Origin of the sequence: Periweissella cryptocerci, from assembly GCF_004358325.1 — a bacterium.
GTDB classification, from domain to species: Bacteria; Bacillota; Bacilli; order Lactobacillales; family Lactobacillaceae; genus Periweissella; species Periweissella cryptocerci.
In genome coordinates, this window is record NZ_CP037940.1 from 2,854,329 (window position 1) to 2,878,158 (window position 23,830).

24 protein-coding genes are annotated in these 23,830 nt (G+C 43.3%); all 24 read left to right on the forward strand.

The genetic code is table 11. The annotated features are described in order from the left end of the window. Positions 1-1,935 precede the first annotated feature (1,935 nt). The 24 genes from EQG49_RS14205 (at position 1,936) to rsmB (ending at position 23,412) form a co-directional block, all read left to right on the forward strand. Positions 1,936-2,601 carry a C40 family peptidase gene (locus EQG49_RS14205; RefSeq protein ID WP_479724610.1) on the forward strand — a complete coding sequence of 222 codons (666 nt, stop codon included), beginning with the start codon at positions 1,936-1,938 and terminating at the stop codon, positions 2,599-2,601. Beyond that, positions 2,602-3,300, forward strand: a complete 699-nt coding sequence (locus EQG49_RS12845) for a phage baseplate protein (protein WP_133364361.1) — start codon at positions 2,602-2,604, stop codon at positions 3,298-3,300. Between the two features lie 11 nt (positions 3,301-3,311). Continuing rightward, positions 3,312-3,674 (forward strand): phage baseplate plug family protein, encoded by a 363-nt coding sequence (locus EQG49_RS12850; protein WP_133364362.1) that lies wholly within the window; start codon positions 3,312-3,314, stop codon positions 3,672-3,674. After that, a complete protein-coding gene (locus EQG49_RS12855) occupies positions 3,664-4,797 on the forward strand; it encodes a phage protein (protein ID WP_133364363.1) in 1,134 nt (377 codons plus the stop codon). Before EQG49_RS12850 ends, EQG49_RS12855 begins: the two co-directional genes overlap by 11 nt. A gap of 3 nt (positions 4,798-4,800) precedes the next feature. Continuing rightward, on the forward strand, positions 4,801-5,139 hold the full coding sequence (locus EQG49_RS12860; RefSeq protein WP_133364364.1) for a hypothetical protein: 339 nt from the start codon (positions 4,801-4,803) through the stop codon (positions 5,137-5,139). After that, positions 5,136-5,501 carry a DUF2634 domain-containing protein gene (locus EQG49_RS12865; RefSeq protein WP_133364365.1) on the forward strand — a complete coding sequence of 122 codons (366 nt, stop codon included), beginning with the start codon at positions 5,136-5,138 and terminating at the stop codon, positions 5,499-5,501. The genes EQG49_RS12860 and EQG49_RS12865 overlap by 4 nt, the downstream gene beginning before the upstream one ends. Beyond that, complete coding sequence (locus EQG49_RS12870) at positions 5,488-6,636, forward strand: baseplate J/gp47 family protein (RefSeq protein ID WP_133364366.1); 1,149 nt, start codon at positions 5,488-5,490, stop codon at positions 6,634-6,636. Before EQG49_RS12865 ends, EQG49_RS12870 begins: the two co-directional genes overlap by 14 nt. After that, a complete protein-coding gene (locus EQG49_RS12875; RefSeq protein ID WP_133364367.1) occupies positions 6,629-7,282 on the forward strand; it encodes a hypothetical protein in 654 nt (217 codons plus the stop codon). Before EQG49_RS12870 ends, EQG49_RS12875 begins: the two co-directional genes overlap by 8 nt. A gap of 15 nt (positions 7,283-7,297) precedes the next feature. Beyond that, positions 7,298-8,452, forward strand: coding sequence for a hypothetical protein (locus tag EQG49_RS12880; protein WP_133364368.1), 1,155 nt, complete (start codon positions 7,298-7,300; stop codon positions 8,450-8,452). A gap of 17 nt (positions 8,453-8,469) precedes the next feature. Next, positions 8,470-11,010, forward strand: a complete 2,541-nt coding sequence (locus tag EQG49_RS12885; protein ID WP_133364369.1) for a hypothetical protein — start codon at positions 8,470-8,472, stop codon at positions 11,008-11,010. Positions 11,011-11,356: 346 nt separating this feature from the next. Next, entirely contained in the window at positions 11,357-12,463 is a 1,107-nt protein-coding gene (locus tag EQG49_RS12890; RefSeq protein ID WP_133364370.1) for an RNA-directed DNA polymerase, read from the forward strand. Further along, positions 12,435-12,656 carry a hypothetical protein gene (locus tag EQG49_RS12895; RefSeq protein ID WP_133364371.1) on the forward strand — a complete coding sequence of 74 codons (222 nt, stop codon included), beginning with the start codon at positions 12,435-12,437 and terminating at the stop codon, positions 12,654-12,656. Before EQG49_RS12890 ends, EQG49_RS12895 begins: the two co-directional genes overlap by 29 nt. Then, a complete protein-coding gene (locus EQG49_RS12900; protein ID WP_133364372.1) occupies positions 12,656-13,051 on the forward strand; it encodes a hypothetical protein in 396 nt (131 codons plus the stop codon). The genes EQG49_RS12895 and EQG49_RS12900 overlap by 1 nt, the downstream gene beginning before the upstream one ends. Next, positions 13,048-13,323, forward strand: a complete 276-nt coding sequence (locus tag EQG49_RS12905; RefSeq protein WP_133364373.1) for a Gp49 family protein — start codon at positions 13,048-13,050, stop codon at positions 13,321-13,323. Before EQG49_RS12900 ends, EQG49_RS12905 begins: the two co-directional genes overlap by 4 nt. Position 13,324: 1 nt before the next feature. Beyond that, complete coding sequence (locus EQG49_RS12910; RefSeq protein ID WP_133364374.1) at positions 13,325-14,107, forward strand: DUF5776 domain-containing protein; 783 nt, start codon at positions 13,325-13,327, stop codon at positions 14,105-14,107. A gap of 357 nt (positions 14,108-14,464) precedes the next feature. Then, complete coding sequence (locus EQG49_RS12915) at positions 14,465-14,818, forward strand: PadR family transcriptional regulator (protein ID WP_133364375.1); 354 nt, start codon at positions 14,465-14,467, stop codon at positions 14,816-14,818. Further along, positions 14,815-15,468, forward strand: a complete 654-nt coding sequence (locus EQG49_RS12920; protein WP_133364376.1) for a DUF1700 domain-containing protein — start codon at positions 14,815-14,817, stop codon at positions 15,466-15,468. Before EQG49_RS12915 ends, EQG49_RS12920 begins: the two co-directional genes overlap by 4 nt. Then, entirely contained in the window at positions 15,468-16,292 is an 825-nt protein-coding gene (locus tag EQG49_RS12925; RefSeq protein WP_133364377.1) for a DUF4097 family beta strand repeat-containing protein, read from the forward strand. Before EQG49_RS12920 ends, EQG49_RS12925 begins: the two co-directional genes overlap by 1 nt. 21 nt (positions 16,293-16,313) lie before the next feature. After that, positions 16,314-17,291: a 50S ribosomal protein L11 methyltransferase gene (gene prmA, locus EQG49_RS12930; RefSeq protein ID WP_133364601.1), complete on the forward strand. Its 978-nt coding sequence runs from the start codon at positions 16,314-16,316 to the stop codon at positions 17,289-17,291. Between the two features lie 95 nt (positions 17,292-17,386). Then, positions 17,387-18,124 (forward strand): 16S rRNA (uracil(1498)-N(3))-methyltransferase, encoded by a 738-nt coding sequence (locus tag EQG49_RS12935; RefSeq protein ID WP_133364378.1) that lies wholly within the window; start codon positions 17,387-17,389, stop codon positions 18,122-18,124. A gap of 46 nt (positions 18,125-18,170) precedes the next feature. Then, positions 18,171-18,569 (forward strand): hypothetical protein, encoded by a 399-nt coding sequence (locus tag EQG49_RS12940; RefSeq protein ID WP_133364379.1) that lies wholly within the window; start codon positions 18,171-18,173, stop codon positions 18,567-18,569. 79 nt (positions 18,570-18,648) lie between these two features. Further along, positions 18,649-21,063, forward strand: a complete 2,415-nt coding sequence (gene priA / locus EQG49_RS12945) for a primosomal protein N' (RefSeq protein WP_133364380.1) — start codon at positions 18,649-18,651, stop codon at positions 21,061-21,063. A gap of 52 nt (positions 21,064-21,115) precedes the next feature. Continuing rightward, positions 21,116-22,060, forward strand: coding sequence for a methionyl-tRNA formyltransferase (fmt, locus tag EQG49_RS12950; RefSeq protein WP_133364381.1), 945 nt, complete (start codon positions 21,116-21,118; stop codon positions 22,058-22,060). Next, complete coding sequence (gene rsmB, locus EQG49_RS12955; protein ID WP_133364382.1) at positions 22,060-23,412, forward strand: 16S rRNA (cytosine(967)-C(5))-methyltransferase RsmB; 1,353 nt, start codon at positions 22,060-22,062, stop codon at positions 23,410-23,412. Before fmt ends, rsmB begins: the two co-directional genes overlap by 1 nt. Positions 23,413-23,830 lie beyond the last annotated feature (418 nt).

Genomic DNA, 23,830 nt, shown 5'->3' on the forward strand with positions numbered 1-23,830 from the left:
GTTGCTAAGTCATTAAGCGTAGCAACCACTGAAAAAGTTAATTCGTTTGATGCAACATCGATGCCCAACAACAAGGACAAAAAAGGCAACGTTGATACAGCTGCCAATTCTGCCGACGTTAGCGCTCAGCTTAATAAAAATGCTACTGCCGTTGCGAACAACGCCAAACAGTACGACAAGGTAACCAGCGCGGTCAAGAAGTATCAATCGCAAACTGAAAAATCATCTGATAAAAATATTAATTTGCTAGTTAAACAAGGCATTATGACTCGCAAAGAAGCTGACGCAGCTATCGCAACGCGAAATAAAGCTGATGCGAAACGGTATACTAATTATCAGAAATCTGTTAGTAAAATGCATAAGATTGACCAAGAAGAGCAATCGAAAATTGCCAACATTCTGCAAGGCGGATATATCAAGCTTAATGGTAAAACGCTCAAGGGCGAAAAGGCATTAGTGGCCATTAAGAAGAAGTATGGCAAAGAACGAAAAGAAGCCGAAAAAGAAGTTGCGACAGATACCGCTAAGATTCTTACGCGTAATAAGGATCGTCAAACTATTATTCTTAGCAAAATTAAAGACGCGCACAGCAAAGCGTCTCTTGCTCAAATTAAAGATAGCAAGAAAGCCCTTGATGAGATTACGAAAACTTCTAATGAGCAGTACAAGAAAAAGAAGAAATCGGCTGAAAAAACTCGCGATGCTGTGATTGATGCTGCTGATAAAGAGTACTACGTCAATAAGTCAATCAGCAAAAAGCAACACGATGACGCCGTCGAAAAGGCAAAAGCTAAGTGCAAAGAAACTACCGACGCTGCACAAAAAGAAAAAGATCAAGTTATCACCGAATCGCAAAAAATGTATGAAGAAGTCATCAAGCGATTTAGCGGGATGGTTCGAGATGCAAATACAACATTGCAAATGCTGGATGTTAAGTTCACTGAAGGGTATAAAGCTGTCAACATGGGGCAAGGCCCAAGTGGCAAAGGGGTCACAATGACCCAAGGCAATAAGGGCGATGGTAACCGTTCAACGAATACCATCACCGGGGATGCCTTTGCAACTGGTGGAACTATTAAATCGAATGCACAAGCTATGGTCGGCGAGCTCGGACCTGAGTTAGCGTACAATACACGAACTAATAGAACTCGTCTTCTTGGGAGTAATGGCCCCGAATTAGCTAGCGTGCAGTCCGGCGAACACATCATCAATGCCGCTGATACATCGAAGATGATGAAAGGTGGCATGGGAAGTGGACGCTCATTACCTGGCTTTAATCCCGATTTAGCACCAGGCGGTAAGGGTGTTGGGCTGTTCGCAAAAGGGACTTTGAACAGTGATTTGCAATCGCTTGCTGACGCTGGACAAGGTACGATGGCGCGTAAGTTGCAAGGCATGAAAGACCAAGCTGACAATTTTCCAGAACACACTAAAAAGTCAAACGACGTCGTGTATTCAAGTTTAGCAATTCCGTTCAAGCAGAACGCGCAAGCCAAGGCTGATGAAGCAATCTCACAAGCGGTAGCTCAATATGTGATACCTGATATTGGCGGCGGGGGTGGTAGCGCAGCGTCATGGTCATCAACTATCTCAGCTGTGGCAAAAGCCATGCAAGTTCAATTGTCCAGTGCTGGTTTAGCATCAGTTATCGAACAAATCCAAACCGAATCTGGTGGTAACCAAGCAATTAAGCAACAGGTTAAGGATATAAACTCAGCAAACGGTCATCCAGCGCAAGGGCTATTGCAATACATTCCATCAACATTTAACGCGTACAAAATCAATGGTCGTGGCAATATTTTAAGCGGAGTTGACCAATTGTTTGCGCTTTTTAACGATTCTAATTGGTTTAGAGATATTGCCGGTAAAGGTGGCTGGGGCCCAAGCGGTAAGCGTCGTTTTGATGAAGCGCCTGGGCAATTTAACGCACCCGCAATGGGAGCTGGGGGCGTTGTCGGAACCGCGAAGGCGCTGGGTGAGGATAAGCCGTATAAATGGGCTGCATCCGGACCTGATGCATATGACTGCTCGGGACTAGTTGCCGCTGCATTCAAACAATACGGCGTAAACTTACCGCATAACTCATTTGGACAATGGAATGCTACTCAGCACGTTTCACGAGCTGATGCTAAGCCGGGTGATATTGTCGCATGGGGAAACGCCGGTAAAGGACACGTTGGATTGTATGAAGGTGGTAATAGCTACTACTCAGCATTGAGTCCTAATAGTCGACCAAATATTAAATCGGCATCGCTTACACCAACAGTGAGCGGTTCGAAGTTTCTCGGTTTCGGTCGAGTTCCTGGTTTCGCAAAGGGTGGCCGGCCTAAGACTAACCAAGTTTCGATAGTTGGCGAAAAAGGTCCAGAGTTTTTTGTGCCAGACGTACCGGGGCGCGTTCACAGCAATTCTGAAACGAAGTCATTATTGCGTGACACTCGTAAAAAATCAGGCAAGAACGGAGCAACGTTCTCACCTAATACGACGATTAATGTCTATGCCGGTAAAGATACCGCCGGTTCCGTCGCAAAGGTCGTCAAGCGGGTTCTGAACAATGAAGCAGCACGATTCCGCGAGATGTTTCCGGTAGGAGGTGATTAAATGGGGCAACTTAAATACACAACAACATCTAAGGTGTGCGTAAAAAAAGCAAGATACAAGAAAAATAAAAAAGGCAAATACGTCTTGAAAAAAGGCAAAAAGATTCTAATTAGCAAAGCTGTTTATAAGAATCAGAAAAAAACGCATAAGATTCCATTTTTTGCGTTGCAAGAATCGATAAACGAACCGAATGACTCAACGTCCCATTCGGTTGATTTTGGTAGTCCGATTACCGATCACATCAAAGAAGGTGACCAAACAATTAGTTTGAGTGGCCTTTTTCGTGATGGGCATTCAAAAGAGTTTAAGACCGCTCGTGACCAATACACGAAGTTGAAAGCTTTGAAGAATAAGGGGACGGTCTTTCAATGGCGCGGGCGGATTAAGCGTTCGAGTTTTATTATTACTAATCTGACTCGTAGCTATGAGAAGCTCGCGCCAGGAAAAATCGAAGCACAAGTTGAATTGAAACATATTCGGCGTGTGAAACTGATTTGGAAATCTAAAAAGAAGAAAAATTCAGGTAAGAAACAATCAAGTGGCGGCAAGAATGGTGCGGCTGTCTATGTGACTGTTAAGAAGGGAAATACTTACCAGGGCTGGGCGCTAAAGTATGGAACTTCGCTTAAACAATTACGCGCATGGAACAAATGGAAAGATAACGCTATTCCAGTAGGAAAACGTGCCAGGGTCAAATAAGGAGGATTATCATGACGATTCGAAATTACATCCCGATTGACAAGGATAATCTTCCCGAAAGATTTGAATTCGATTTTGGGGAAGAGACATTTATTTTTGAATTTAAGTTTAATGAGCGAATGGGATATTTCACAGCATCTGTTTTTGATGAAGATGAGGATGCCATCGTTGTTGGTGAAAAGCTTATTTATGGCGAGCCACTTTGGAATGATTTGAATAATGAATTGCTTCCAATTGTTAGCATTGTACCCTTTGATGAATCGGGCAATGAGACTGAAATCACGTTCGATAATTTTGGTGAAACTGTATTCTTATTCATAGATGACATCGCGTTGGATGGTGAAGATGACGGAGGTGTTGCAGATGGCGACTAACGTGTATCTCTACCAACCTATGTACAAGCTGACCATTATTAATAACAAGGGTGCGAAGATGGTTATTGAAACTTTGCATATAGAATTTAATTCCCCTTTTACGTCCGACAGTGATCCGTCAACAACCACTATCGCAATCACTAATTTGTCTAAAAAACATCAAGTGCGAATCAAGCGTGGTATGCACGTCATTCTTGAAGCCGGATATAAAGGTGATGTTGGTGTAATCACTGAAGGTAATATCTCATCGATACCACCAAAGTTAGACGACGGCATTGATCGAGTGTTCACGATTACGGTGCTTGAGGGTGCCGACTACAGCAAGAAGAAAAATGTGAACATTACGTTCAAGAAGAAAGCTAATGCCAGTACGATTATTAATCGGATTGCTAAGAAGGCTGGGATTCCGGTTGGTAAATTTAAACTAGCAATCGATAAGAGTTACGAGGCTGGATACGCCGCTGATGGTTCACCGATAGAAATCATTGGTGAGATTGTAGAAAACTGCGAAAGTAAAATGTTTTACGATCGTGGAAAGTTGAAAATTGGCTTGCCGACTGACTTCAAATCCTCGAGATTGGTATTGTCGCAAGAAGGTGGCTTGATAGATGAGCCTCAACAGATGGAATACGGCGATGTAACAGGATGGTCAATGACATCTTTGTTTAATCATCGTTTAACGACGAATGCGGTAATTAATATCGAGTCAAATTTTGTAAACGGAAAATATCATATTGTCAGTGGTGAACATGCATTCAATGGATTGGAGTTCACTACGATGATTGAAGTTGTTTCTCAAACTAGGCTAGAGGTGCAGTTAAAGAAAGCGAAAGCAGCGTATCGTCGTGAACAAATAAAGGCTGCAAGAGCTAGGGCTCGAGAAAATGCAGAAAAAGATGTTCCGAAAACAACTGTTAAAAAGAAGCCTAAAGACAAGACTATAAACTCAGTCACAAAACACTCAACAGTGAAAAATCCGGATGGGTCAACAACTAGAACGACCGTCACTACGACGGTTAGAAAAGACACTAAAGGCAAGAAGACTACAACGGTTACAACTACGGTAACCACAAAATTTAAAGACGGTTCGACAACGAGTATAACTAAGAAGAAAGTGAGCTAAAAGATGGCAGAAGACGAATTTGCGAAACTTATTAAAGAACAAAAACGTGCGGTAGCAGTTAGACTTCATGCTCACTTGATTTGCAGAGTGACTTCCATTGATGGGAATCGTTGCGATTTACAGCCATTGGCGTTAAGCGGTAGAAACAAACGTAGCTTGATACCTGGTGCGCTAATTTTGAAACACGTCCGTGAAGATTTGAAAGTTGGGGATGATGTTTGGGTTGGTTTTCACGATAATAATATCGACAATTATGTTGAGGGGTCTGGTGAAACGTTTAAACTCGCCTCATCAAGGTTGCATAATATTAACGATGCTGTTGTGGAAGGAGTAATCACATGAAAGATATTCGTATCGAAGACGGTGATTTGGTGATGAATTCGTCTGTTGATTTCGAGCTAGTGGAAGATAACGATGAAGTCGTTCAAGCAGTCAGAAATATTTTGAGTATTCGTTTGGGTGAATTTGTTTACGATAACGAAGTTGGACTTGATTACAGTGAGTTAAACAACAAAAATTTTAACTTGGATTATTTGCAAGGTGATTTTGAAGATGCCTTGGCGAAAGATTCGAGAATTGAAAGTATTAAATCAATTGAGTTCGACTTCAATCCCAGAAGTCGAACTCTTTTTGTTAAACTCGCGCTGGCTGGACGGTTGAATGAAATTGATTTGGAAATGGAGGTAGGAAATGACACTGACTGATGTTGGTTTTGATAGTAACGATTATGAAGATGTGCTTGAGCGACTTGAAGAGTATGCGCGTCAAGAATTTGGTGAAGATGTGCAATTATCGTCAAGTTCCGTAATTGGCATGCTTCTGCGAGTTCTCGCGGGAGAATTTTCGTATCAAGCTCAAGATTTAGAAGATGTATATAATGCTGGTTTCGTATCTAAGTCAGCGGGCATTACGTTGGACCGTTTGGCTGCCAATTACGGATTGGAACGAAAGAATGCCAGCAGCGCGACCGTTACATTAGAATTTCACGGGACGCCCAGTTACACGATTGAAGAAGGTTTGGAAGTCCAAAGCATTAGCGGTGAAACATTTATGGTTGCTGAAGATGTGATTTTGGACGCAAACGGATTGGGCACGGCCTTTGCATATGCTCAATCAGTCGGCATCGGCGGTAATGTTGGTGCTGGAACGATTACAGTTCAATCAGAGCCACTTGATGATGTCACTAGTGTAAATAACCCACAGGCAGCATCTGGCGGTCAGGAAGAAGAAACAGATAAAGAGTTTCGAGCCCGGTTGAAATCGAATTTGAGCGCAATGCCAGGCACGTCAATCAATGGATTGATGTCTGCATTAATGAATATTGACGGAGTGGCTGGGGTTAAGGTTGTTCAAAACTCAGAAGACGAGCCCAATGAAAACAATCAACCGCCTAAATCGATTCATGCTCACATCTTGGGTGGAACGAATGACGAAATCGCAAATACGCTTTTGAATCATGTATCAGCCGGCGTCGTGACAGTTGGCCAAGAAGTAGTCGAGCTGCAAGATATTAGTGGCACGACTCGCCGTATTCGTTTTAGCCGTGCTGTGCCTGTTCCAATTTCTGTTCACGTCGGAATAGTTGAACCTGAGTACATTTCGGAGGACCAAATCTCGCGAATTAAACAAAATGTGGTTGATTACATCGGAAACGTCGGAATGGGACAGACAATCTTGGTAGGTCGCTTAAACTCATGCGTTTATCGTGTTGACGGAATTGAGAATGCGTTTATCGGCATTACGCGCGAAGATGATGAACTTTCATCTCGCAGCATTGATTTAGGAAGCTATCAAGTTGCTCAAATCTCGGTGAATGAGGTGGTGGTTGAACATGCTTGATGAAATATTGAATGTGTTTCCAGGATTGTTTACGCATCGAGAAGACAGCAATTTTTACAAATTGCTCAAGGTAATAGTTCGCGAACTTCAAGCAAAGGAACAGCTAATTGAATTCATGGGTGAAGTTCGTGGGTTTGAGAGTGCCATAGGGTCGACTCTGGACGAATTGGGTGCTGATTTTGGCCTGTATCGGGGAATGTCAAAGGACGATGTATTTCGTACACGAATTAAAGCTCATGCAATCAGTAATCGCTCGAGTGGGTCAATTAATCAGTTGATTGATATTGCGGCAACTTCCTTACGTTGTAAGCCAAACGAAATCAACCTTGTTGAATTAGGTGGAGTTAATGAGTCCGGGAATATTATCGGGGAACCGATGGCGATTCGTTTTGACGGGCTACCACTTTCGCTGATTAAACGAGATGAAGATTTAAGGCAACTGATGGAGGTGCTAGAGGCTAATGTACCGGCGGGCATACGACTTGATTCTATTGCGTTTCAAGATGAAGTTAGTGGTGATATTTATCTTGCAACGGCTATTAGTCATGGTGAGTCGTACGAATTGGCGGCAATTGATGAGTCTGATTCCGGTGCAGCTAACGGACTTGGAACAGATTACGAACTTCCGGAAAATAATATTGAATAATGAAAGGAGCGATGAATGGCTAAATTTGGAAAAGCTGTCATTACCGATGTTGGTAAGCGTGGCGTCGCGGATTTGATTGTTGGCAATGAAGAAATCACGTTTACGAAAATACAGACATCAAGTACATCGGTACCTGATAACTTGTTACGTTCATTGGAATCACTAACTAATGTTAAACAAGAAACTATACCAAGTAACGTCTCGCGATTGAGTGAAGACCCGGACACGGTTGAAGTTAACTTTGCTATTACTAACTTGGAAATAACAATTGATTACACCATCAACACGGTAGGGTTATTCATTAAAGGAATGGATGACGAAGACGTATTGTTTGCCGTATTTTCTGCGACTAGCGGTGTACTGATTCCGGCATTTGGTGTGAATAACAGCATGTCTACCTCGATTGGATTACGTTTCAAGATGAGTGCAGATGCCACAGTGAGTTTTGCGGTCAGTCCAGATGTGCTGATAACGCATCAAGAATTCGAAGCTGCACTTGCTGAGCAGGATGAAATCAATCAAGCGAAGGCTGATGATGGCCAAGTTGTGAAACTAAACGGAGACCAAGCAGTTTTAGGCGAGAAAGATTTTGAAATCTTGAAGATGGCTGGAGAAATTGTTGCCACATTAGGCATGTTACCAGTCAACCCAGCTAATGATGATCAAGTGGTTCATACAACGAAGGATGAAGCGATTGTTGGCAAAAAGAATTTTACGGATTTGAACCAAAATAATAAGAAGGTTGCGACAATTGATCAACTTCCAGACATGTCTAGATACGCGTTAAATACTTCTGTTGGTAAGATAAAACGTTTAGCAAGTTGGTCTGCGACTGTTCGTAACGGAAACACGCTAACTCTTTCAGAATCAGTGGATGCCTATGATTTCATCACGATGGAAGCAGCATACAATGGCGTTCGGTGTTTTGGTGAGTGGGTCGCTCGTTCAGCTGCTCGTTCGGGTGGATGGACAGCAACTGCTACTAATATAAATGACACCGTGAATGCAGGACCAGAAACAGGACAAGCGCGAATGAAAATGCCAACACCCACTACGCTCAATATTATCGACGTACGAGCTATTAAGCAAAATACTCAAGGAGTTACGACGCTGGTTGAAAATACTGATCAGTTCATAATTTACGGGGTGTTTGGTATCAAATTTAATTAACGAAAGGGGATGAATAAATGACAGCAATTCAATTGAATTTATCACTGGATAAATCATTTGTGACCGACCAAATCCTTGTGCTTCGTCGTGGAGATTACGGGTATCAAGAATTTGATGCAACAATCGCAGACTTCATACCAACCGGCTGGGACTGTCGATTTAAAGGTATTAATAATGCGGGCGAATCAGTAATTTCAGAAGTTGAAGTGACAACTTCTGGAAGTGATTCTGTTGCACATCTTGGGTTCAAGTCTAATGCCGGCTCAGAAGTCGGGAGGTATCAACGCGCATACTTGGAATTCTCAAAAGAAGTTGACGATGAAATGCAAATCGTTTCAACGAATAATTTCATCGTGACTGTGATTGGGGATGTCGATTATTCCGAAGAACAAGCAAATGAAACCGTGAACTTTTACAACACGATGGTATCAACAATCGAAGAACACTTTAATCAAACGTTAACGGAGATTATTGATTATCGTGATGACGGTATTGTTGAAATCCAAAACATTTTAGATGGATTGGTTACTACCGCTACTGCCACCAAGGATTCAGTGGCAGAGGCATTAGCTGAGTTCACTGCGTATTTGAATACACAAGAAACGCTTTGGACTGAGAACTATGAAGCTAAGCAGGCTGAAATCATTTTAATCGTTAATCAACTGGCAGAATCATTGCAACTGAAAAGTGATTTAGAAAATGCGCTAACAGAATCGGCTGAGTTAAACGCTGCGCTGCAAACTAAATTAGATGAAGCAATGACTACTTGGGAAGGGTTGGAGGAGCGGAAGGCAGAAGTCGAACATGCGACGGAGGTTGCATTATTCGCAGGTGAAAGTGCGACAGCATCTAAGAATGCGACGGAGGTTGTTCGCACCAACACCGAAAACCTACGCGCAACACTCCAAGCTTGGCTAACCAACAGCAACTCACAACTAGCCAGCGCCACGCAACAAATCACCAGCATGCTCGAAGCAATCGATACTGGTGAAATCATCACGAGAGAGGAATTTAACGAAATCATGGCCACAGTTCAAATGAACGTACCAGAATTTATGCGAAAAATTTACGGCATTAAAATCAATACCAATGATGGTTCAGACGCTGGCGTTGTCCGCACTGATGATTCCGCCGATTGGGTAGTTTACGCCGGCTTTGATGGCGAAACGCCACGCAACGATGCCGATGCAGCCATGCGTGACTTCATTTCTAAGCCTTACAAAGACGCTATCGGCAACTGGTACGTCGATATTAAACGTCACTACACCGACATTCGTAAGACAGAATCCGGGACGTTTATCAAGCGTATCAGTCTTTATCCGTACCCAGGCTGGACACTCAGTCCAAAATTCAAGAATCCAACGACCGGCAAGTTGCTTGATCACATCTCAATCGGCTGTTTCAAAGCTTCAAGTGAATCAAGTCGAATGATTTCCAAGCCAGGGAAATACCCAACGAACTGGACTTCGATAGTTAGTTTCCGGACACAAGCCAAAGCCAATAATAACTTGGCGCCAGGTCACCAACAAATGGATTTTCACACGCGAATGGTAATCACGAACATCGTTCAGATTGTCACTGGAACGTTGAACCCGCAAGAGAAAGTGCTCAGTGATGCGGACGTTCATGGCACAGCAATCAAAGCTCTGCGCGGACTGATTTCTGAATCGTATGATGGCGTTCAACCATCACGATTAGAGTACGAAGCGGACGGCACCACCGTTAAAGCCACCAATCGCATTATTTTTCCGGACAATACCAACACACGAAAATATCGTGTTGGACAATCATTTTCTGGGGCTGGTGGCACTCGCACAATCACGAAGCTCTCGTGGACAAGCAATCCAATCACTTCGGCTAAAGAATTGGTTGTGTGGGTTGATGGTGCGCCGTATAAGACAGCGGCTACCACTGCGCACTATTGCCAGGGTTGGCCAACAGGCTTCACCAAAGACATCGCTGCGACAATCGGTACGAAAACAACGTATCGCATTAAAACTGATGCAACCATTGAGCCACTAGTCGATGGTGATGGCAACGACTTACCAGTAAACGGGACGAATACAGTTACTAACCGAGAAATTCTTTATAACGATGGCACACAACCATTCAGCTTTTATGGTATGGAAAACTTGTGGGGCGACCTCTGGGAATGGGTTGATGACTTGAATATCAACACCCTCGAAGATGGTACGCAGGAAATCTGGACGACCGATGGTGGTGATTCTAACGCCTTTGCCTCAAATCTCTTTGCCGCACCATATAGAAAATTGGGATATGGTGCCAAAACTTCCGAATCGTGGATTAAAGATGTTGGCCTAGATCCAGATTCACCATTGCTTAATTTACCAATCCAAACTGCGACTAACGGAACTGAATCGACATATTACGGTGATTATTACTATCGTTCAACTGCAGTTGCTCCGCACGTTGCGCGTGTGGGTGGCTACTTCGACAATGGCACGAATGATGGGTTGTCGTGTTGGAACTTGAACAACACGACGTCGGGCACGCACGCGAATATCGGGACTCGCCTGGTTAAAATGGCTTCGGTTTAAGGGGGACCGGGGGATTTCTCCCCCGCTAGAGAAATTAATAATAAAGGCTTGATGATGCAGAGTTTCCCGTTGCCGGTTTTGTGGTTGCGATTGTGGGTGGCAACTTCAACAATGGCACGAATGATGGGTTGTCGTATTGGAACTTGAACAACACGACGTCGAACACGAACGCGAATATCGGGGCTCGCACAATGTTATTAATGAAATTAAAAATTCAAAACAAATTAATTGCATCATCAAATCCGTAGCGCTTGCTAAAAATACAGCCGACGAAGCATGGTTTAGTAGAAAAACGTCGAAACACCATGAGGCGAATAACATTAGAAATTTAAGAGGTTTTATCACGATGAAACGAGCTAACAATCTTTGGCCGCAAATCATCAGTCCGACTAACATTGATATTGCATTAACGCAGGCGGCCCGACACAAAACTCACCGACGTGATGTTCAAAGCTGCATCAAAAGTCGCGATGTTTTGACCAGACAACTCGCAATTGACTTGAAGCGTGGCAATTTCACGCCATGTCAGCCAAAGGAAATGATTATTTTTGATGGCCCAACCGGAAAGCAGCGTACAATCTTGAAGCCGCGCTTCTATCCAGACCAACTGGTGCATCAGTTATTAATCACAGCAATCGAACCATCGTTAATGCGAGGTATGTATCAATACTCTTGTGGGTCAATTCCAAAACGCGGCGCAAGCTATGGTCAAAAAGCCGTTCGCAAGTGGTTAGACAATGACCCGAGAAATACCAAGTATTGTCTGAAAATGGATGTATCAAAATTTTACCCGAGCATCGACAACGAAAACCTCAAACGAAAATTTAGAACAATCATCAAAGACAAGAAAGTTCTCTGGTTAATTGACCGCATCGTTGATACGCAACAAGGTCAAGCGATTGGCTACTACACGAGTCAATGGTTCGCAAACTTCTACTTGCAAGACTTCGACCATTACGTCAAAGAGAAACTCGGTGCTAAGTATTATGTTCGATATGTGGATGATTTAGTCATTCTTGGGCAAAACAAGAAAACGCTGCATAAAATGCGCGAACGGATAACTGCATATCTTGCGAACGAAGGATTAACGACGAAACCGAATTGGCAAGTATTCAAAATTGCCAAGCTGACACCAAGCGGTACTCATTTCAAGCGTGGCCAAACGCCTAACGAATATCGTGGCCGTGCCATTGATTTTCTTGGATTAAAATTTTATCGCGATAATACCACACTACGAAGAAAGAACGTTTTAAGAATCAAACGACGAGTCAAAAAGATTAATCGCAAAGGTGAACTGAATTTTCACGACGCGTGCGCAATCGTCAGCTACCACGGTTGGATGACTCGCTCAAATTCAAAACACTTATATATCACACACATCAAGCCAGTAGTCACTATTGGTGAAGCAAAGCGGAGGATTAGACATGAATCTCTACGGAAAAATCGAGAATGATGAATTAAAAGTAATGATGGCCACCGAATGCCCAGAAGGATACTATCCAGTAATTTTCAACGCCGTGCCACCGTACGACCAAGAAACTCAACTTTGCAAAGTTGGACTTGGCACAATTGCTTTCGGCACGTTGTACGTCGGTTACGAAATTGAAGATGTACCGGAAAACAACGACGAAAGCGCAGGTGATTAATGATTGATTTTGCAATCCAAAACGTTAATGGCGCAATTAAAGCAATGACCGAATTTGGCAAGAATGCGACTGAATTTCTCATCGTAATGACAGTTCTAGTTGCCGGATTCGCAAAGCCTCTTCATCAATTGAACGGTTGGTTGAAAAACAAGAAAATCATCGCTCGCCGTGTGATTTTAGTCGAGTTAGCTGACGAAGTCGTTTCTTACTGTGAAGCCCACGCAGCGGAAATTTCAGAGCCGAAAAAAGAGCATGCGATGTCGATGCTAAAAGATTTGCTGGATGAAAAAATTGGCAAAGATATCGTTAAAACAACACAGATTGATTCGCAAATCGAGCAAGCCGTCCAACGGCTGAAACAAAATGAATTTGAAGTGAAGAAAGGGCAAGAATGATGAAAAACCAAGTAACGAAAGAACAAATCGATAAGTTGATGTCGAATGCTGAAATCAACGTAGAAACCGTTCACAGCAAAGTAACCATTGTCACAGTAAAATTACCGAATGGCTTTGTCATTACCGAAGCAAGTGGAGCAGTTGACGCTGCTAACTATAATGCTGAAATCGGCAAGAAAGTTTGCTTGGAACGCATTCAGAATAAGTTGTGGGAACTGGAAGGCTATGCGTTAGCAAACGACCTTCTCAAATCGAAAGAAAGTGGTGAATAATATGAGTAAATATTTAGTGGTGGCAGGACACGGAGCAGGCGACCCAGGCGCAGTTGGTAACGGTTTAACTGAAGCCGGATATTACCGCGATAAAATGATTCCCGCAATCAAGAAATACGCCAAGCAATTGAAGAAAAATTCAATCGAAATCTACGACACGTCACACGATATGTTTAAAGACACCAAGAGTGGTAACGGTGCCTACAAGTTGAACGGTTTCGAATCAGTAACAGAATTACACTTGGATGCTGCCGGTGCCGGAAGTACAGCGCATGGTGGCCACGTTATTATCCACAAAGGTTTTAATCCCGATGCCAGTGACAAGGCAATTGCAAATGTCGTTAAAAAGTACATTGGCTGGTTTAAGCCAAATGGATTCGATAAGCGTGATAACTTGTTAAATCTCAACGTATGCGCTAAGCGTGGCGTTGGATATCGCTTGATTGAATTTGGTTTCATCACATCACTCGTAGACACCAACATCTTGAAAGCTAAGGTTGATACGATTGCTAAAGAATTGGTTGAAGCAATCACTGGTGAAAGTTTGGCTGCCAAATCAAAGGCAGAATATTACACTGGCATCAAAGCCGGCGCCAAGGTTGAAGCCCGAAAAACATTTGGAATTTATTCAGATGTTGCCAGAAAGAAAAAAGTGCGCGACTATCCGGCCGGCGGTTCATTCAAAATCAAAGGCATGGTCAAGAACGCAAATGGCACACCGTTGTTCATCACATCGAAGGGCAATTACTGCACCGCGAATAAAGAGTATATCAAAGTAGTTTAATCAAATTAAAGCCCCCAACTATTCTCAAAAATTGAGTTTAGTTGGGGGCTTTTTTTATGTATTCTGCCTGTCGGGATTTACGTTGTTATTTGTTGACCATTTGTTGACTTGCCTATCAAATTCAGTCGTATTTGGCAGGTGATAGTGCAATTGATTCTGCATAAAATACCGGTTTAAAGCGGTTCTTGTTAGTTTTGACTAGTCGTTTACTATACGGCGTATAATATTGCAAGAATTAAAACTTAACTGTTGACGGCAATCAGACAATGGCATATATTATGACTATACTATATGTCATATAATATTGATTTTTGTGAAATTATTCAATAGATATCAAAGATAACGAAAGGAGCAACGATGGCAATTCAAATACCAACTGAGTTATTGGATGGCGCGGTCCTAGCGATTTTAGCCGAAGAAAACCTCTATGGCTATGCGCTCACGAAGCGGGTCCAAGCTCAACTACCGGTTTCAGAGTCCACGATGTACCCAGTGTTGCGGCGCTTGAAGAAAAATGAGGCGCTCACAACATATGATGAACCATTTGAAGGGCGGATGCGGCGCTATTATCAATTAACCGCGCTTGGTCGGCAACAATTACAAATGATTCAAGCTGATTGGCATGGATTTAGCGCAGCAATTAATCACTTGTTGATTGCAGATGATAAACAACCTGCGAAAAATAAATTAACTAATGAGGGAGTGGAATGATGGAAAAGACGTATGAAGACTATTTCAAGGAGCTTGACAGTTACCTTAATCGCCTCACAGATGATGAGCGTGGGGATGTGATGAGTTATTATCAAGATTATGCCACCGATGGCAACTTGCATACTTATCGGGAAATCAGTGCGCAGATTGGGCTACCTAAGCGATTGGCCAAGCAAATCTTAGCCGACTACTCTATTCAAATTGATGATGGACCCCGCCCAACGAATGAGACTTTGGTAAAAAGTTCTAAACGGCACGCACGGTTAATCTGGTTTATCATTTTGGGGCTGTTAGCTTCACCAGTAGCGTTGCCAGTGGCGGCGGTTTTAATTATTATATTAATGACGGTAATTATTATCGTGGTAGCAGTTGCCATCGCAATCCTAGGTACTTTAGTAGCCGGATTCGTAACCGCCGTAAGCTTTGTGGTTGCGGGATTAGGTGTGCTCACACAATCGGTTTCTACGGCATTATTTTTCATTGGGATTGGTATCGCCGGGATTGGGATTGCGTTGGTCGTTACCCCGATCTTTTGGCTATTGGTCAAAGCTATCTTTAAAGGTAGTGTGACATTTACCAAATGGATTGGTCGTAAATTTATTAAACGGACCAATACTAATGTTGAGAGTGAAAGTGAGGTAACCGCCTAATGCGATTTAAAAAAACGATTATTACAGGTGTGATTTTAATGGCTGCGGGGATGGCGCTGGTACTAGTTGTGCGAGGCAACAGTGACACAAAACGCACGATTACATGGGATCATGGTTTCAAAATTGCACAGTATCAACGAAAAACAATCTCGCTTAATGATTTAAAGTCCGTTAAAATGGACTTAGACAATTTCGATGTTCAAGTTGTGCGCGGGTCTAAGCTAAATTTACAAATCAAAAGCCCAGCCGACGTTTTTCCAACTGTCACCGGAATTGATGATGGTCACTTGCAAATTATTGAAGATAATAAACACACTGGTGATTTTAACCTTTCATTGGAAGCCTTAAGCGAGCAAGTGGTTTTAACTGTTCCAAAAAAGTATGAATTAAGCGATTTAATGCTAGAAACAGACAACGGGCGGTTATCGGTAGTCAACATCAAAGCACAACGGTCAAATTTTAAAACAGATAATGGCCGGATGCAGGTTACGAATAGTAAGTTAGGCGCGACTAAGATTAAGCAAGAAAACGGCTCAATCAACGTAACTAACACGGTGACTGGTGTACTGAACATGGAAAATGAAAACGGCTCAATTGAATTAGCCGACTTAACTTTACAAGGCCACAGTAGCATTGAAAATGAAAATGGCCGGATTAACGTGACAAATGCGAACGTTGATGGATACACAATTAACAGCGACAATGGTACGATTAACGTTGATGGTAAGAAGCACTATAATCTCTACCACACACCAACGAATGGTGCGAATATGTTGAATATTGAAAACAGTAATGGGGATATCACCGTTACGACGCATAATTAATGAATGAAATGAGGCTTAATGATGGAATGGACAGAAGTTGATGTGAATACCACAAGTGAAGCGGTGGAAGCTGTTTCAAGTATTTTGACGGACTTGGGCGCAGCTGGGATTAAGATCGATGATGCCAATGACGTCTTGAACTATGAACGTGCCGATAAGAGCGTTTATATTAACTGGGACGAAGTTGACCACCGCATGGAAGGGGCTGTAGTTACAGCTTACTATCCCGCATCAGTTTTTGTGCCGGAAATTTTACCAATTATTAAGCACAAAGTTACCCAACTGGCCGAATTTGGGTTGGATTATTTGCCAGGGACAGTCACAACGGCCGCTGTTGAAAATACAGAATGGGCAACGGCGTGGAAGAAATATTATCACGCAGTACGCTTGACGAACCGCTTGACGATTGTGCCTTCATGGGAAGACTACACTCCAGTGCAAGAACAAGAAAAATTGATTGTGCTCGATCCAGGAATGGCGTTTGGTACGGGAACACACCCAACGACCCGCGTAATGTTAGAAGCGCTTGAAATGGTCGTGCGGGGCGGTGAAAGCATGCTGGACGTTGGAACTGGTTCAGGAGTCTTAAGCATTGCCGCTAAGCACTTAGGTGTAGGTGATATCCATGCGACAGATATTGATGAAATCGCCGTGCGCAAAGCCCAAGAAAACCTCGACTTGAATCCAGTTGGTAAGGACATCAAGATTACTGCTTCGGACTTGTTGAAAGATGTCGCTGAGACGGAAGTTGATTTGATTGTTGCCAACATTCTGTCAGAAGTCTTGCACCCATTGATTCCGCAAGCGTGGGAAAAACTCCGTGACGGTGGTCTGTTCTTAACGAGCGGCATCATTGATGAAAAGTTCAACGAAATAAAGACGGCTGAAGAGGCAATGGGCTTTGTCATTGACCAAACCCTTAAAATCGGCGATTGGTTTGGTATCATTGCACACAAACCAGCACCTGATGAAGTTAATGAATTCACGGCACAAGGCTAATTAGCTGGGAAATAAAAAGACTGGGAAATAATCACCGTTATTAGGTCGTGTTATTTCCCGATTCTATACATAAATTATTAATCGAGGTAAGTACGATGCAACGTTATTTTTTAAAAACTCCAGTTGGAAAATCATTTGAATTGGATGACGATATTCAACACCATTTTGTCACGGTATTGCGGGCAGTTGAAGGCACTAAAGCGGAATTCGTACGGTCAGATCACACCGTGTTTATCGGTGCAGTTAGTGCGCTTACGACTGAAAAGACCGTAATCGACTGGGTTAATGATGTCGCCGTCGATGTCGAATTACCAGTGGAAACGACAATCATTGCGGGCTTGCCTAAAGGCGATAAGGCCGAATTAATTGTGCAAAAAGCGACTGAATTGGGCGTGCACCATATTATTTTTGTCCCAACAAAGTGGAGCGTGGCAAAATGGAACGGCAAGGAAGCAAAAAAGGTTGCCCGATTACAAAAGATTGCGGACGGCGCCGCAGAACAAGCACACCGCACAATTCAACCGGTAATTAGTTATGCTGATAACTTGCGGGATTTAATGGCTAATGATTATGATGTTAAAATAGTGGCGTGGGAAGAATCAGCCAAACAAGGTGAACAATCAGCACTCACGGCGGCCTATCAACAACTGCAACCCGGTAATAAAATAGTGGCGGTCTTTGGTCCAGAAGGTGGCTTAACGCCCGAAGAAGTTGCAATTCTCAGCCAAAATGGTTACCAAGCAGCGGCATTAGGGCCACGGATTTTGCGCACGGAAACGGCACCGTTATATTGGTTAAGCTCACTTAGCTTCTTTTTGGAACTTAATCGGTAGTTCTGGTATAATTACTATATAAGTTTTCGAGAGAACAGGTAGAGATATGCCAAAATTAATTAAGCGTTTACGACTTGAATTTATTGTCGTTGCGATAATTTTTGGAGCAATTATCCCAAAAGTCTGTAATGTAGCCGGTATGTCAGCGGCAACTAAGCAAATTTGGATTTTAGTTGTGTTGAATTTTATCGTGGCGACGGTTATTGGATTTTGGGCAAAAAAGGTCCACGCACCATGGTTGGTGATTACCTTCATGCCGATTTTATTTGCATTAAGCAATTTTATATTCCATATTAATAATCACCAATATGCCTATTATCTGGCATTAACATATTTGGCTTTATCTGCATTTGGTCGCTTCTCTGGCACCCGCGTTGAAGTCGATACCGATGACGACAACATCCCCGATTTAGTCGAGGGTGGCTTCAAGTCGAATATAGATTAGCTAAGAAACTCTCGGATTGCCGGGAGTTTTTCGTTTACATAGCTATGATTACTAAAGTTATATTATAGGGGGGACACAAATGGAAGAACTTGCACAAGTGGTGGTTGATGTTCCAACGATGCAGACTAACCAACCATATACGTATGCCATCCCTGCTGAGTTTCGCGAGCGCCTAACACCTGGAATGCGGGTAGTTGTACCGTTTGGTAAAGGCAGCCGGGTCATCCAAGGTTTTGTCGTTGGTTTTATCAACCAAAGCGATTATGAAGGTGAATTAAAAGCTATTACAAGTATCGTCGATTTATATCCCGTTTTGAACGATGAATTGCTTGATCTATCAGCTTGGCTAGCACAGCTATCATTTGCCTTTCGAATCAGTGTCTTACAGACGATGCTGCCGAACGTGATGCGCGCAAAATACACTAAGTACGTTCGGGTAATTGACGAAATTGACGAAGATGTTCTGTTCTCAATTTTTCACGGCCAAGATGAAATTGAATTCGACGAAGCACAAATGGAACCGGCAACCGTTTCTAAATTACTGGATTTACGGAAACACAATCAAGTCGAAGTCAGTTATCAAGTGGGGAATCGCGCCCGCGTTAAAACAACACTCGGTATTCAACCGCTGTTGGAATTTGAAGCCTATGAAGAAGAACGGGCGGGATTAACTAAAACGGCCGCCAAACAAAGTACTTTAATTTCATACTTACAAACGTTAAAACCGACAGATGTTATCGCTAAGAAAACAGTCAGCGAAGTCACGGGCTTAAGCGATGCAATCATTACGACCGGCGAAAAAAAGGGTTGGTTAGCGAAGGTACCGATGGAAACATATCGGGATCCAATGAAAGACTATGATATTCAAGCTACCACGCCACTCGAACTGCAAGCGACGCAAGCAGAGGCACTAGCAGCGATTAATGCGGCCGATGGTACTGCCAAAACTTTCTTATTAGAAGGGGTAACCGGATCCGGTAAAACCGAAGTTTACTTGCAAGCAATTGCCAATGTGTTAGCGGAAGGTAAAACTGCCCTCATGCTCGTCCCCGAAATCTCATTAACACCGCAGATGATGCGGCGGGTTCGTGGACGTTTTGGGGCGGCCGTTGCTGTGTTGCACTCCGGCTTATCAGATGGTGAACGCTTTGATGAATGGCGCCGCATTGAACGTGGTGAAGCACGCGTCGTCGTTGGTGCGCGGTCAGCGGTTTTTGCTCCATTAGAAAACATTGGCCTCATCATTATGGATGAAGAACACGAAACAACGTACAAACAAGATGAAAATCCGCGCTACCACGCTCGCGATGTTGCGGCATGGCGGAGCGCGTATCATAATGCGCCGCTAGTCCTTGGTTCAGCAACCCCATCATTAGAGTCACGGGCTCGTGCTGAAAAGGGTGTCTATGAGTTGTTGTTGATGCCCAATCGCATTAACAATCACCCGATGCCCACCGTCCAAGTCGTCGACATGCGCCAAGAAATTATCAACGGTCCGGAGTCTAATTTTTCAACTGACTTACTGGCGGCAATTCAAGACCGCATTTCTAAAGGCGAACAATCTGTTTTGATGCTTAATCGGCGGGGCTTTTCAAGTTTTGTGATGTGTCGTGATTGTGGCTTTGTGTTGGAATGTCCCAATTGTGATATCGGTTTAACGTTGCACATGGACACAAAATCGATGAAGTGCCACTACTGTGGGCATGAGGAAGCAATTCCACATCAATGCCCAAACTGTCAATCGAACGCAATTCGTTACTACGGTACTGGTACGCAAAAAGTTGAACAAGAATTGCAAGAATTAATTCCCGGCGCTAAAATTGTGCGCATGGATGCTGATACAACCCGTAAGAAGGGTGCGCATGATAAAATGTTAACGGCCTTTGGTAATCACGAATATGATATTCTTTTGGGAACTCAGATGATTGCAAAAGGTTTAGATTTTCCAGACGTGACGCTAGTCGGGGTTTTGAACGCTGATACATCGTTAGGATTGCCCGATTTTCACGCGGCTGAGCGCACGTTTCAGTTGTTGACCCAAGTATCTGGTCGAGCAGGGCGTGCCGATAAACTCGGTGAAGTATTCGTCCAAACATTTAATCCCGAACATTATGCGATTAAACTTGCGCAAATGCATGACTACGAGCGCTTTTTCAGAACGGAAATGCAGATGCGGCATGCTGCTAAGTACCCACCTTATTATTTCACGATTAAGATTCAAGCAAGTCATGCGGAAGAACGGGAAGCCGCCTTGAAGATGAGTCAGGTGGGGCGCTGGTTAAAGAACCAACTCGGCACAGATGCAATTATGTTGGGACCAACACCACGTTCAATTGCACGCATTAACAACCGATATTATTATCAGATTGTGCTAAAATATCGACAACCAGAAGAATTAGATGCCGCCTTGAGTGAATTACTCGAACGCGCGCAAAGTGAGGCGAAACACGGGCTACAATTAAGTATTGACCGTGAACCGCTATCATTTATGTAATAACAGCAACAAATATAACCGTAGCACCTTACCATGGAGGAATTAAATTAGTATGACATCAATCGTATTTATGGGAACACCAGCATTTTCAGCACCAATCTTAACTGCCTTAGTCGAAAACGGCTATGATGTGCAAGCAGTTGTGACGCAACCAGACCGCAAAGTTGGTCGCAAGCATGTTTTAACACCAACGCCGGTTAAGGAAGTTGCACTGAAGTATGACATCGAAGTTTTACAACCTGAAAAAATCAGCGGCTCACCTGAAATGGAACGGGTGATTGAGCTTAATCCGGATTTCATTGTCACCGCCGCTTTTGGTCAATTCTTGCCAACGAAATTGTTAAAGGCCGCCAAAATCGGCGCAATTAACACACACGCGTCACTCTTACCTAAGTATCGTGGTGGTGCACCTGTGCATTATGCAATCATGAACGGGGATGCTGAAACTGGGGTCTCAATTATGTACATGATTAAGCAAATGGATGCCGGTGACATTATTTCCGTCGCCAAGACGTCAATTTTGCCAACCGATAACGTGGGGACGATGTTTGATAAGTTGAGTCTCGTTGGGCGTGATTTGTTATTGGCAACTTTGCCAACTTTGATTGATGGGACGGCCAAACCAGTCGCACAAATCGAAGCCGACGCCACATTCTCACCAAACATTCAACCGGCTCAAGAACAACTTGACTTCACGCGTAGTGCACAACAATTGGATTACCATGTGCGTGGGTTGTTCCCATTCCCAACTGCATATATGCTGTTGAATGGCGAACGGACGAAAGTGCAAGGCGTGTCGGTTGTTGCAGAATCAACTTCCGCTGAACCAGGTACGGTCGTCAAGAAAACGAAACACGAATTATGGATTGCAGCTGGTGAACACTCAATCTTAAGCATTGACCAACTCCAACCAGCTGGTAAGCCAAAGATGAGTGTGACCGATTTCTTAAATGGTAATAAAGCAGAATTTGCAGAAGGTGATCAGGTGATCTTTTAATGGGTAAGGCAAAATTACATTCAGCGCGTGGCTTAGCAGTCAGCACGTTAGAAATTATCAAAAACGGAGCGTACTCTAACCTCCAATTAAACGCAGCAATTCAACACTCAAAGCTGGAAGAACGTGATGTCCACTTATTTACGACCATTGTTTATGGGGTCATTCAACACCGTTTGACATTGGAATATTGGTTGAAGCCATTTGTTAAGCAACCCCAAAAGATGCAACCATGGGTACGTGAATTACTTTACACTGCATTATTCCAAATGAAATACCTGGATAAGGTACCTAATCACGCCATTTTTGATGAATCAATCGAAATCGCGAAGGCTCGAGGACATGAAGGCCAACGTCGTTTTGTCACAGGGGTCTTACACCAAATCGACCGCGACGGTGTGCCTGATTTCAACACAATCAAGGATCCCACGGAACGTTTATCAATTGAAACGAGCTTACCAGTTTGGATGTTAGAAGAATTGACCAAGGAAGTTGGTTTAGCTAAAGCCGAATCAATCGCGCGTTCAATTAATAATGCACCAGCACAGTCAGCACGGGTTAACCGGGCTGTTTCAGATATTGAAAATGCGACGGATCAATTGATTGCAGATGGCTTTGAAGTGCAACAATCACCAGTAGCACCAGATGGCTTATTGTTGAATGGTGGTTTTGTCGCTGGCTCAGCAGCATTTGCTAATGGTACGGTAACCTTACAAGATGAATCAGCAATGTTAGTGGCACCAGCCATGCAGATTACCGATCCTAGTATGAAAGTCTTGGACGCATGTGCCGCTCCCGGTGGTAAAACAACGCAAATTGCCACGTACTTAGATCACGATTTGGGTGGCCAAGTGGATGCTTTTGACATCCACGAACACAAAGTTCAGTTAATTCGGAACAACGCTGAACGCCTCTTTGTCCGTGACCGGGTCTTTGCCACCGCAATGGACGCACGGTTACTAGGTGACAAGTACGAAAATGAAGTTTTTGATCGTGCTTTGATTGATGCGCCATGTTCTGGTTTTGGTTTATTACGTCGTAAACCTGAAATTCGTTACGAAAAAACATTGCAAGACAGCCAAAACTTACAAAAAATCCAATTAGCACTTTTGGATTCAGTAGCCCCATTGGTCAAAATTGGCGGCTTATTGACGTATTCAACTTGTACCATCTTACGTTTAGAAAATGATGATGTGGTCAACACATTCTTGGCTAAGCACCCGGAATACGAATTAGAAACAACGTTTACAGAAAATAATTTAAAAGCGGACCGCGACACGAAGACATTAACGATTTACCCAGATGACTTCAACTCAGATGGTTTCTTCATCGCTTCACTAAAGCGCGTGAAATAATGGCTCTATTCCATCTGACGTGGGATTGAATAAAATTGGCCACTGCGTGCCAGTAAATTACTTGGCGCACCGCGCTGGAAGCAACCTCCCAAGCCAAAGTGCGGTCTTGGTCGGTTCGGACAAGCTGGGAGTCTAAGGAATAAATTCCTAAGACTCCTCATCTTATCCTCAGCGACGATATGTGTTACACACGTATCGCCCCAGTCGTGGTGTAAAGGCTGCGCCCGCCAAGCAATTTGCTGGCACTACGTTAGTTAGGAATAATACTCGAACTAGCAAAAATAGTTACCTACTACAGACTGCAGTGGCATGGGAAAAAACAGCACTGAAAAATGAACCTCAGTAGTTTGATGATTGAAAAGTGTAGAAATGACAATTCCGCGCTAGAATAGATCGAACCGAAATAATTATTGTTAAG

What these genes read in the sequence shown, in the direction of transcription:
- EQG49_RS12845 (WP_133364361.1), top strand. Translation starts at nt 2,602, where the DNA reads ATGGGGCAACTTAAATACACAACAACATCTAAGGTGTGCGTAAAAAAA.
- EQG49_RS12880 (WP_133364368.1), top strand. Translation starts at nt 7,298, where the DNA reads ATGGCTAAATTTGGAAAAGCTGTCATTACCGATGTTGGTAAGCGTGGC.
- EQG49_RS12915 (WP_133364375.1), top strand. Translation starts at nt 14,465, where the DNA reads ATGGCAATTCAAATACCAACTGAGTTATTGGATGGCGCGGTCCTAGCG.
- EQG49_RS12900 (WP_133364372.1), top strand. Translation starts at nt 12,656, where the DNA reads ATGATTGATTTTGCAATCCAAAACGTTAATGGCGCAATTAAAGCAATG.
- EQG49_RS14205 (WP_479724610.1), top strand. Translation starts at nt 1,936, where the DNA reads ATGGGAGCTGGGGGCGTTGTCGGAACCGCGAAGGCGCTGGGTGAGGAT.
- EQG49_RS12935 (WP_133364378.1), top strand. Translation starts at nt 17,387, where the DNA reads ATGCAACGTTATTTTTTAAAAACTCCAGTTGGAAAATCATTTGAATTG.
- EQG49_RS12860 (WP_133364364.1), top strand. Translation starts at nt 4,801, where the DNA reads ATGGCAGAAGACGAATTTGCGAAACTTATTAAAGAACAAAAACGTGCG.
- EQG49_RS12905 (WP_133364373.1), top strand. Translation starts at nt 13,048, where the DNA reads ATGATGAAAAACCAAGTAACGAAAGAACAAATCGATAAGTTGATGTCG.
- EQG49_RS12885 (WP_133364369.1), top strand. Translation starts at nt 8,470, where the DNA reads ATGACAGCAATTCAATTGAATTTATCACTGGATAAATCATTTGTGACC.
- EQG49_RS12870 (WP_133364366.1), top strand. Translation starts at nt 5,488, where the DNA reads ATGACACTGACTGATGTTGGTTTTGATAGTAACGATTATGAAGATGTG.
- fmt (WP_133364381.1), top strand. Translation starts at nt 21,116, where the DNA reads ATGACATCAATCGTATTTATGGGAACACCAGCATTTTCAGCACCAATC.
- EQG49_RS12940 (WP_133364379.1), top strand. Translation starts at nt 18,171, where the DNA reads ATGCCAAAATTAATTAAGCGTTTACGACTTGAATTTATTGTCGTTGCG.
- rsmB (WP_133364382.1), top strand. Translation starts at nt 22,060, where the DNA reads ATGGGTAAGGCAAAATTACATTCAGCGCGTGGCTTAGCAGTCAGCACG.
- EQG49_RS12895 (WP_133364371.1), top strand. Translation starts at nt 12,435, where the DNA reads ATGAATCTCTACGGAAAAATCGAGAATGATGAATTAAAAGTAATGATG.
- EQG49_RS12865 (WP_133364365.1), top strand. Translation starts at nt 5,136, where the DNA reads ATGAAAGATATTCGTATCGAAGACGGTGATTTGGTGATGAATTCGTCT.
- EQG49_RS12855 (WP_133364363.1), top strand. Translation starts at nt 3,664, where the DNA reads ATGGCGACTAACGTGTATCTCTACCAACCTATGTACAAGCTGACCATT.
- EQG49_RS12875 (WP_133364367.1), top strand. Translation starts at nt 6,629, where the DNA reads ATGCTTGATGAAATATTGAATGTGTTTCCAGGATTGTTTACGCATCGA.
- priA (WP_133364380.1), top strand. Translation starts at nt 18,649, where the DNA reads ATGGAAGAACTTGCACAAGTGGTGGTTGATGTTCCAACGATGCAGACT.
- EQG49_RS12890 (WP_133364370.1), top strand. Translation starts at nt 11,357, where the DNA reads ATGAAACGAGCTAACAATCTTTGGCCGCAAATCATCAGTCCGACTAAC.
- prmA (WP_133364601.1), top strand. Translation starts at nt 16,314, where the DNA reads ATGGAATGGACAGAAGTTGATGTGAATACCACAAGTGAAGCGGTGGAA.
- EQG49_RS12920 (WP_133364376.1), top strand. Translation starts at nt 14,815, where the DNA reads ATGATGGAAAAGACGTATGAAGACTATTTCAAGGAGCTTGACAGTTAC.
- EQG49_RS12910 (WP_133364374.1), top strand. Translation starts at nt 13,325, where the DNA reads ATGAGTAAATATTTAGTGGTGGCAGGACACGGAGCAGGCGACCCAGGC.
- EQG49_RS12850 (WP_133364362.1), top strand. Translation starts at nt 3,312, where the DNA reads ATGACGATTCGAAATTACATCCCGATTGACAAGGATAATCTTCCCGAA.
- EQG49_RS12925 (WP_133364377.1), top strand. Translation starts at nt 15,468, where the DNA reads ATGCGATTTAAAAAAACGATTATTACAGGTGTGATTTTAATGGCTGCG.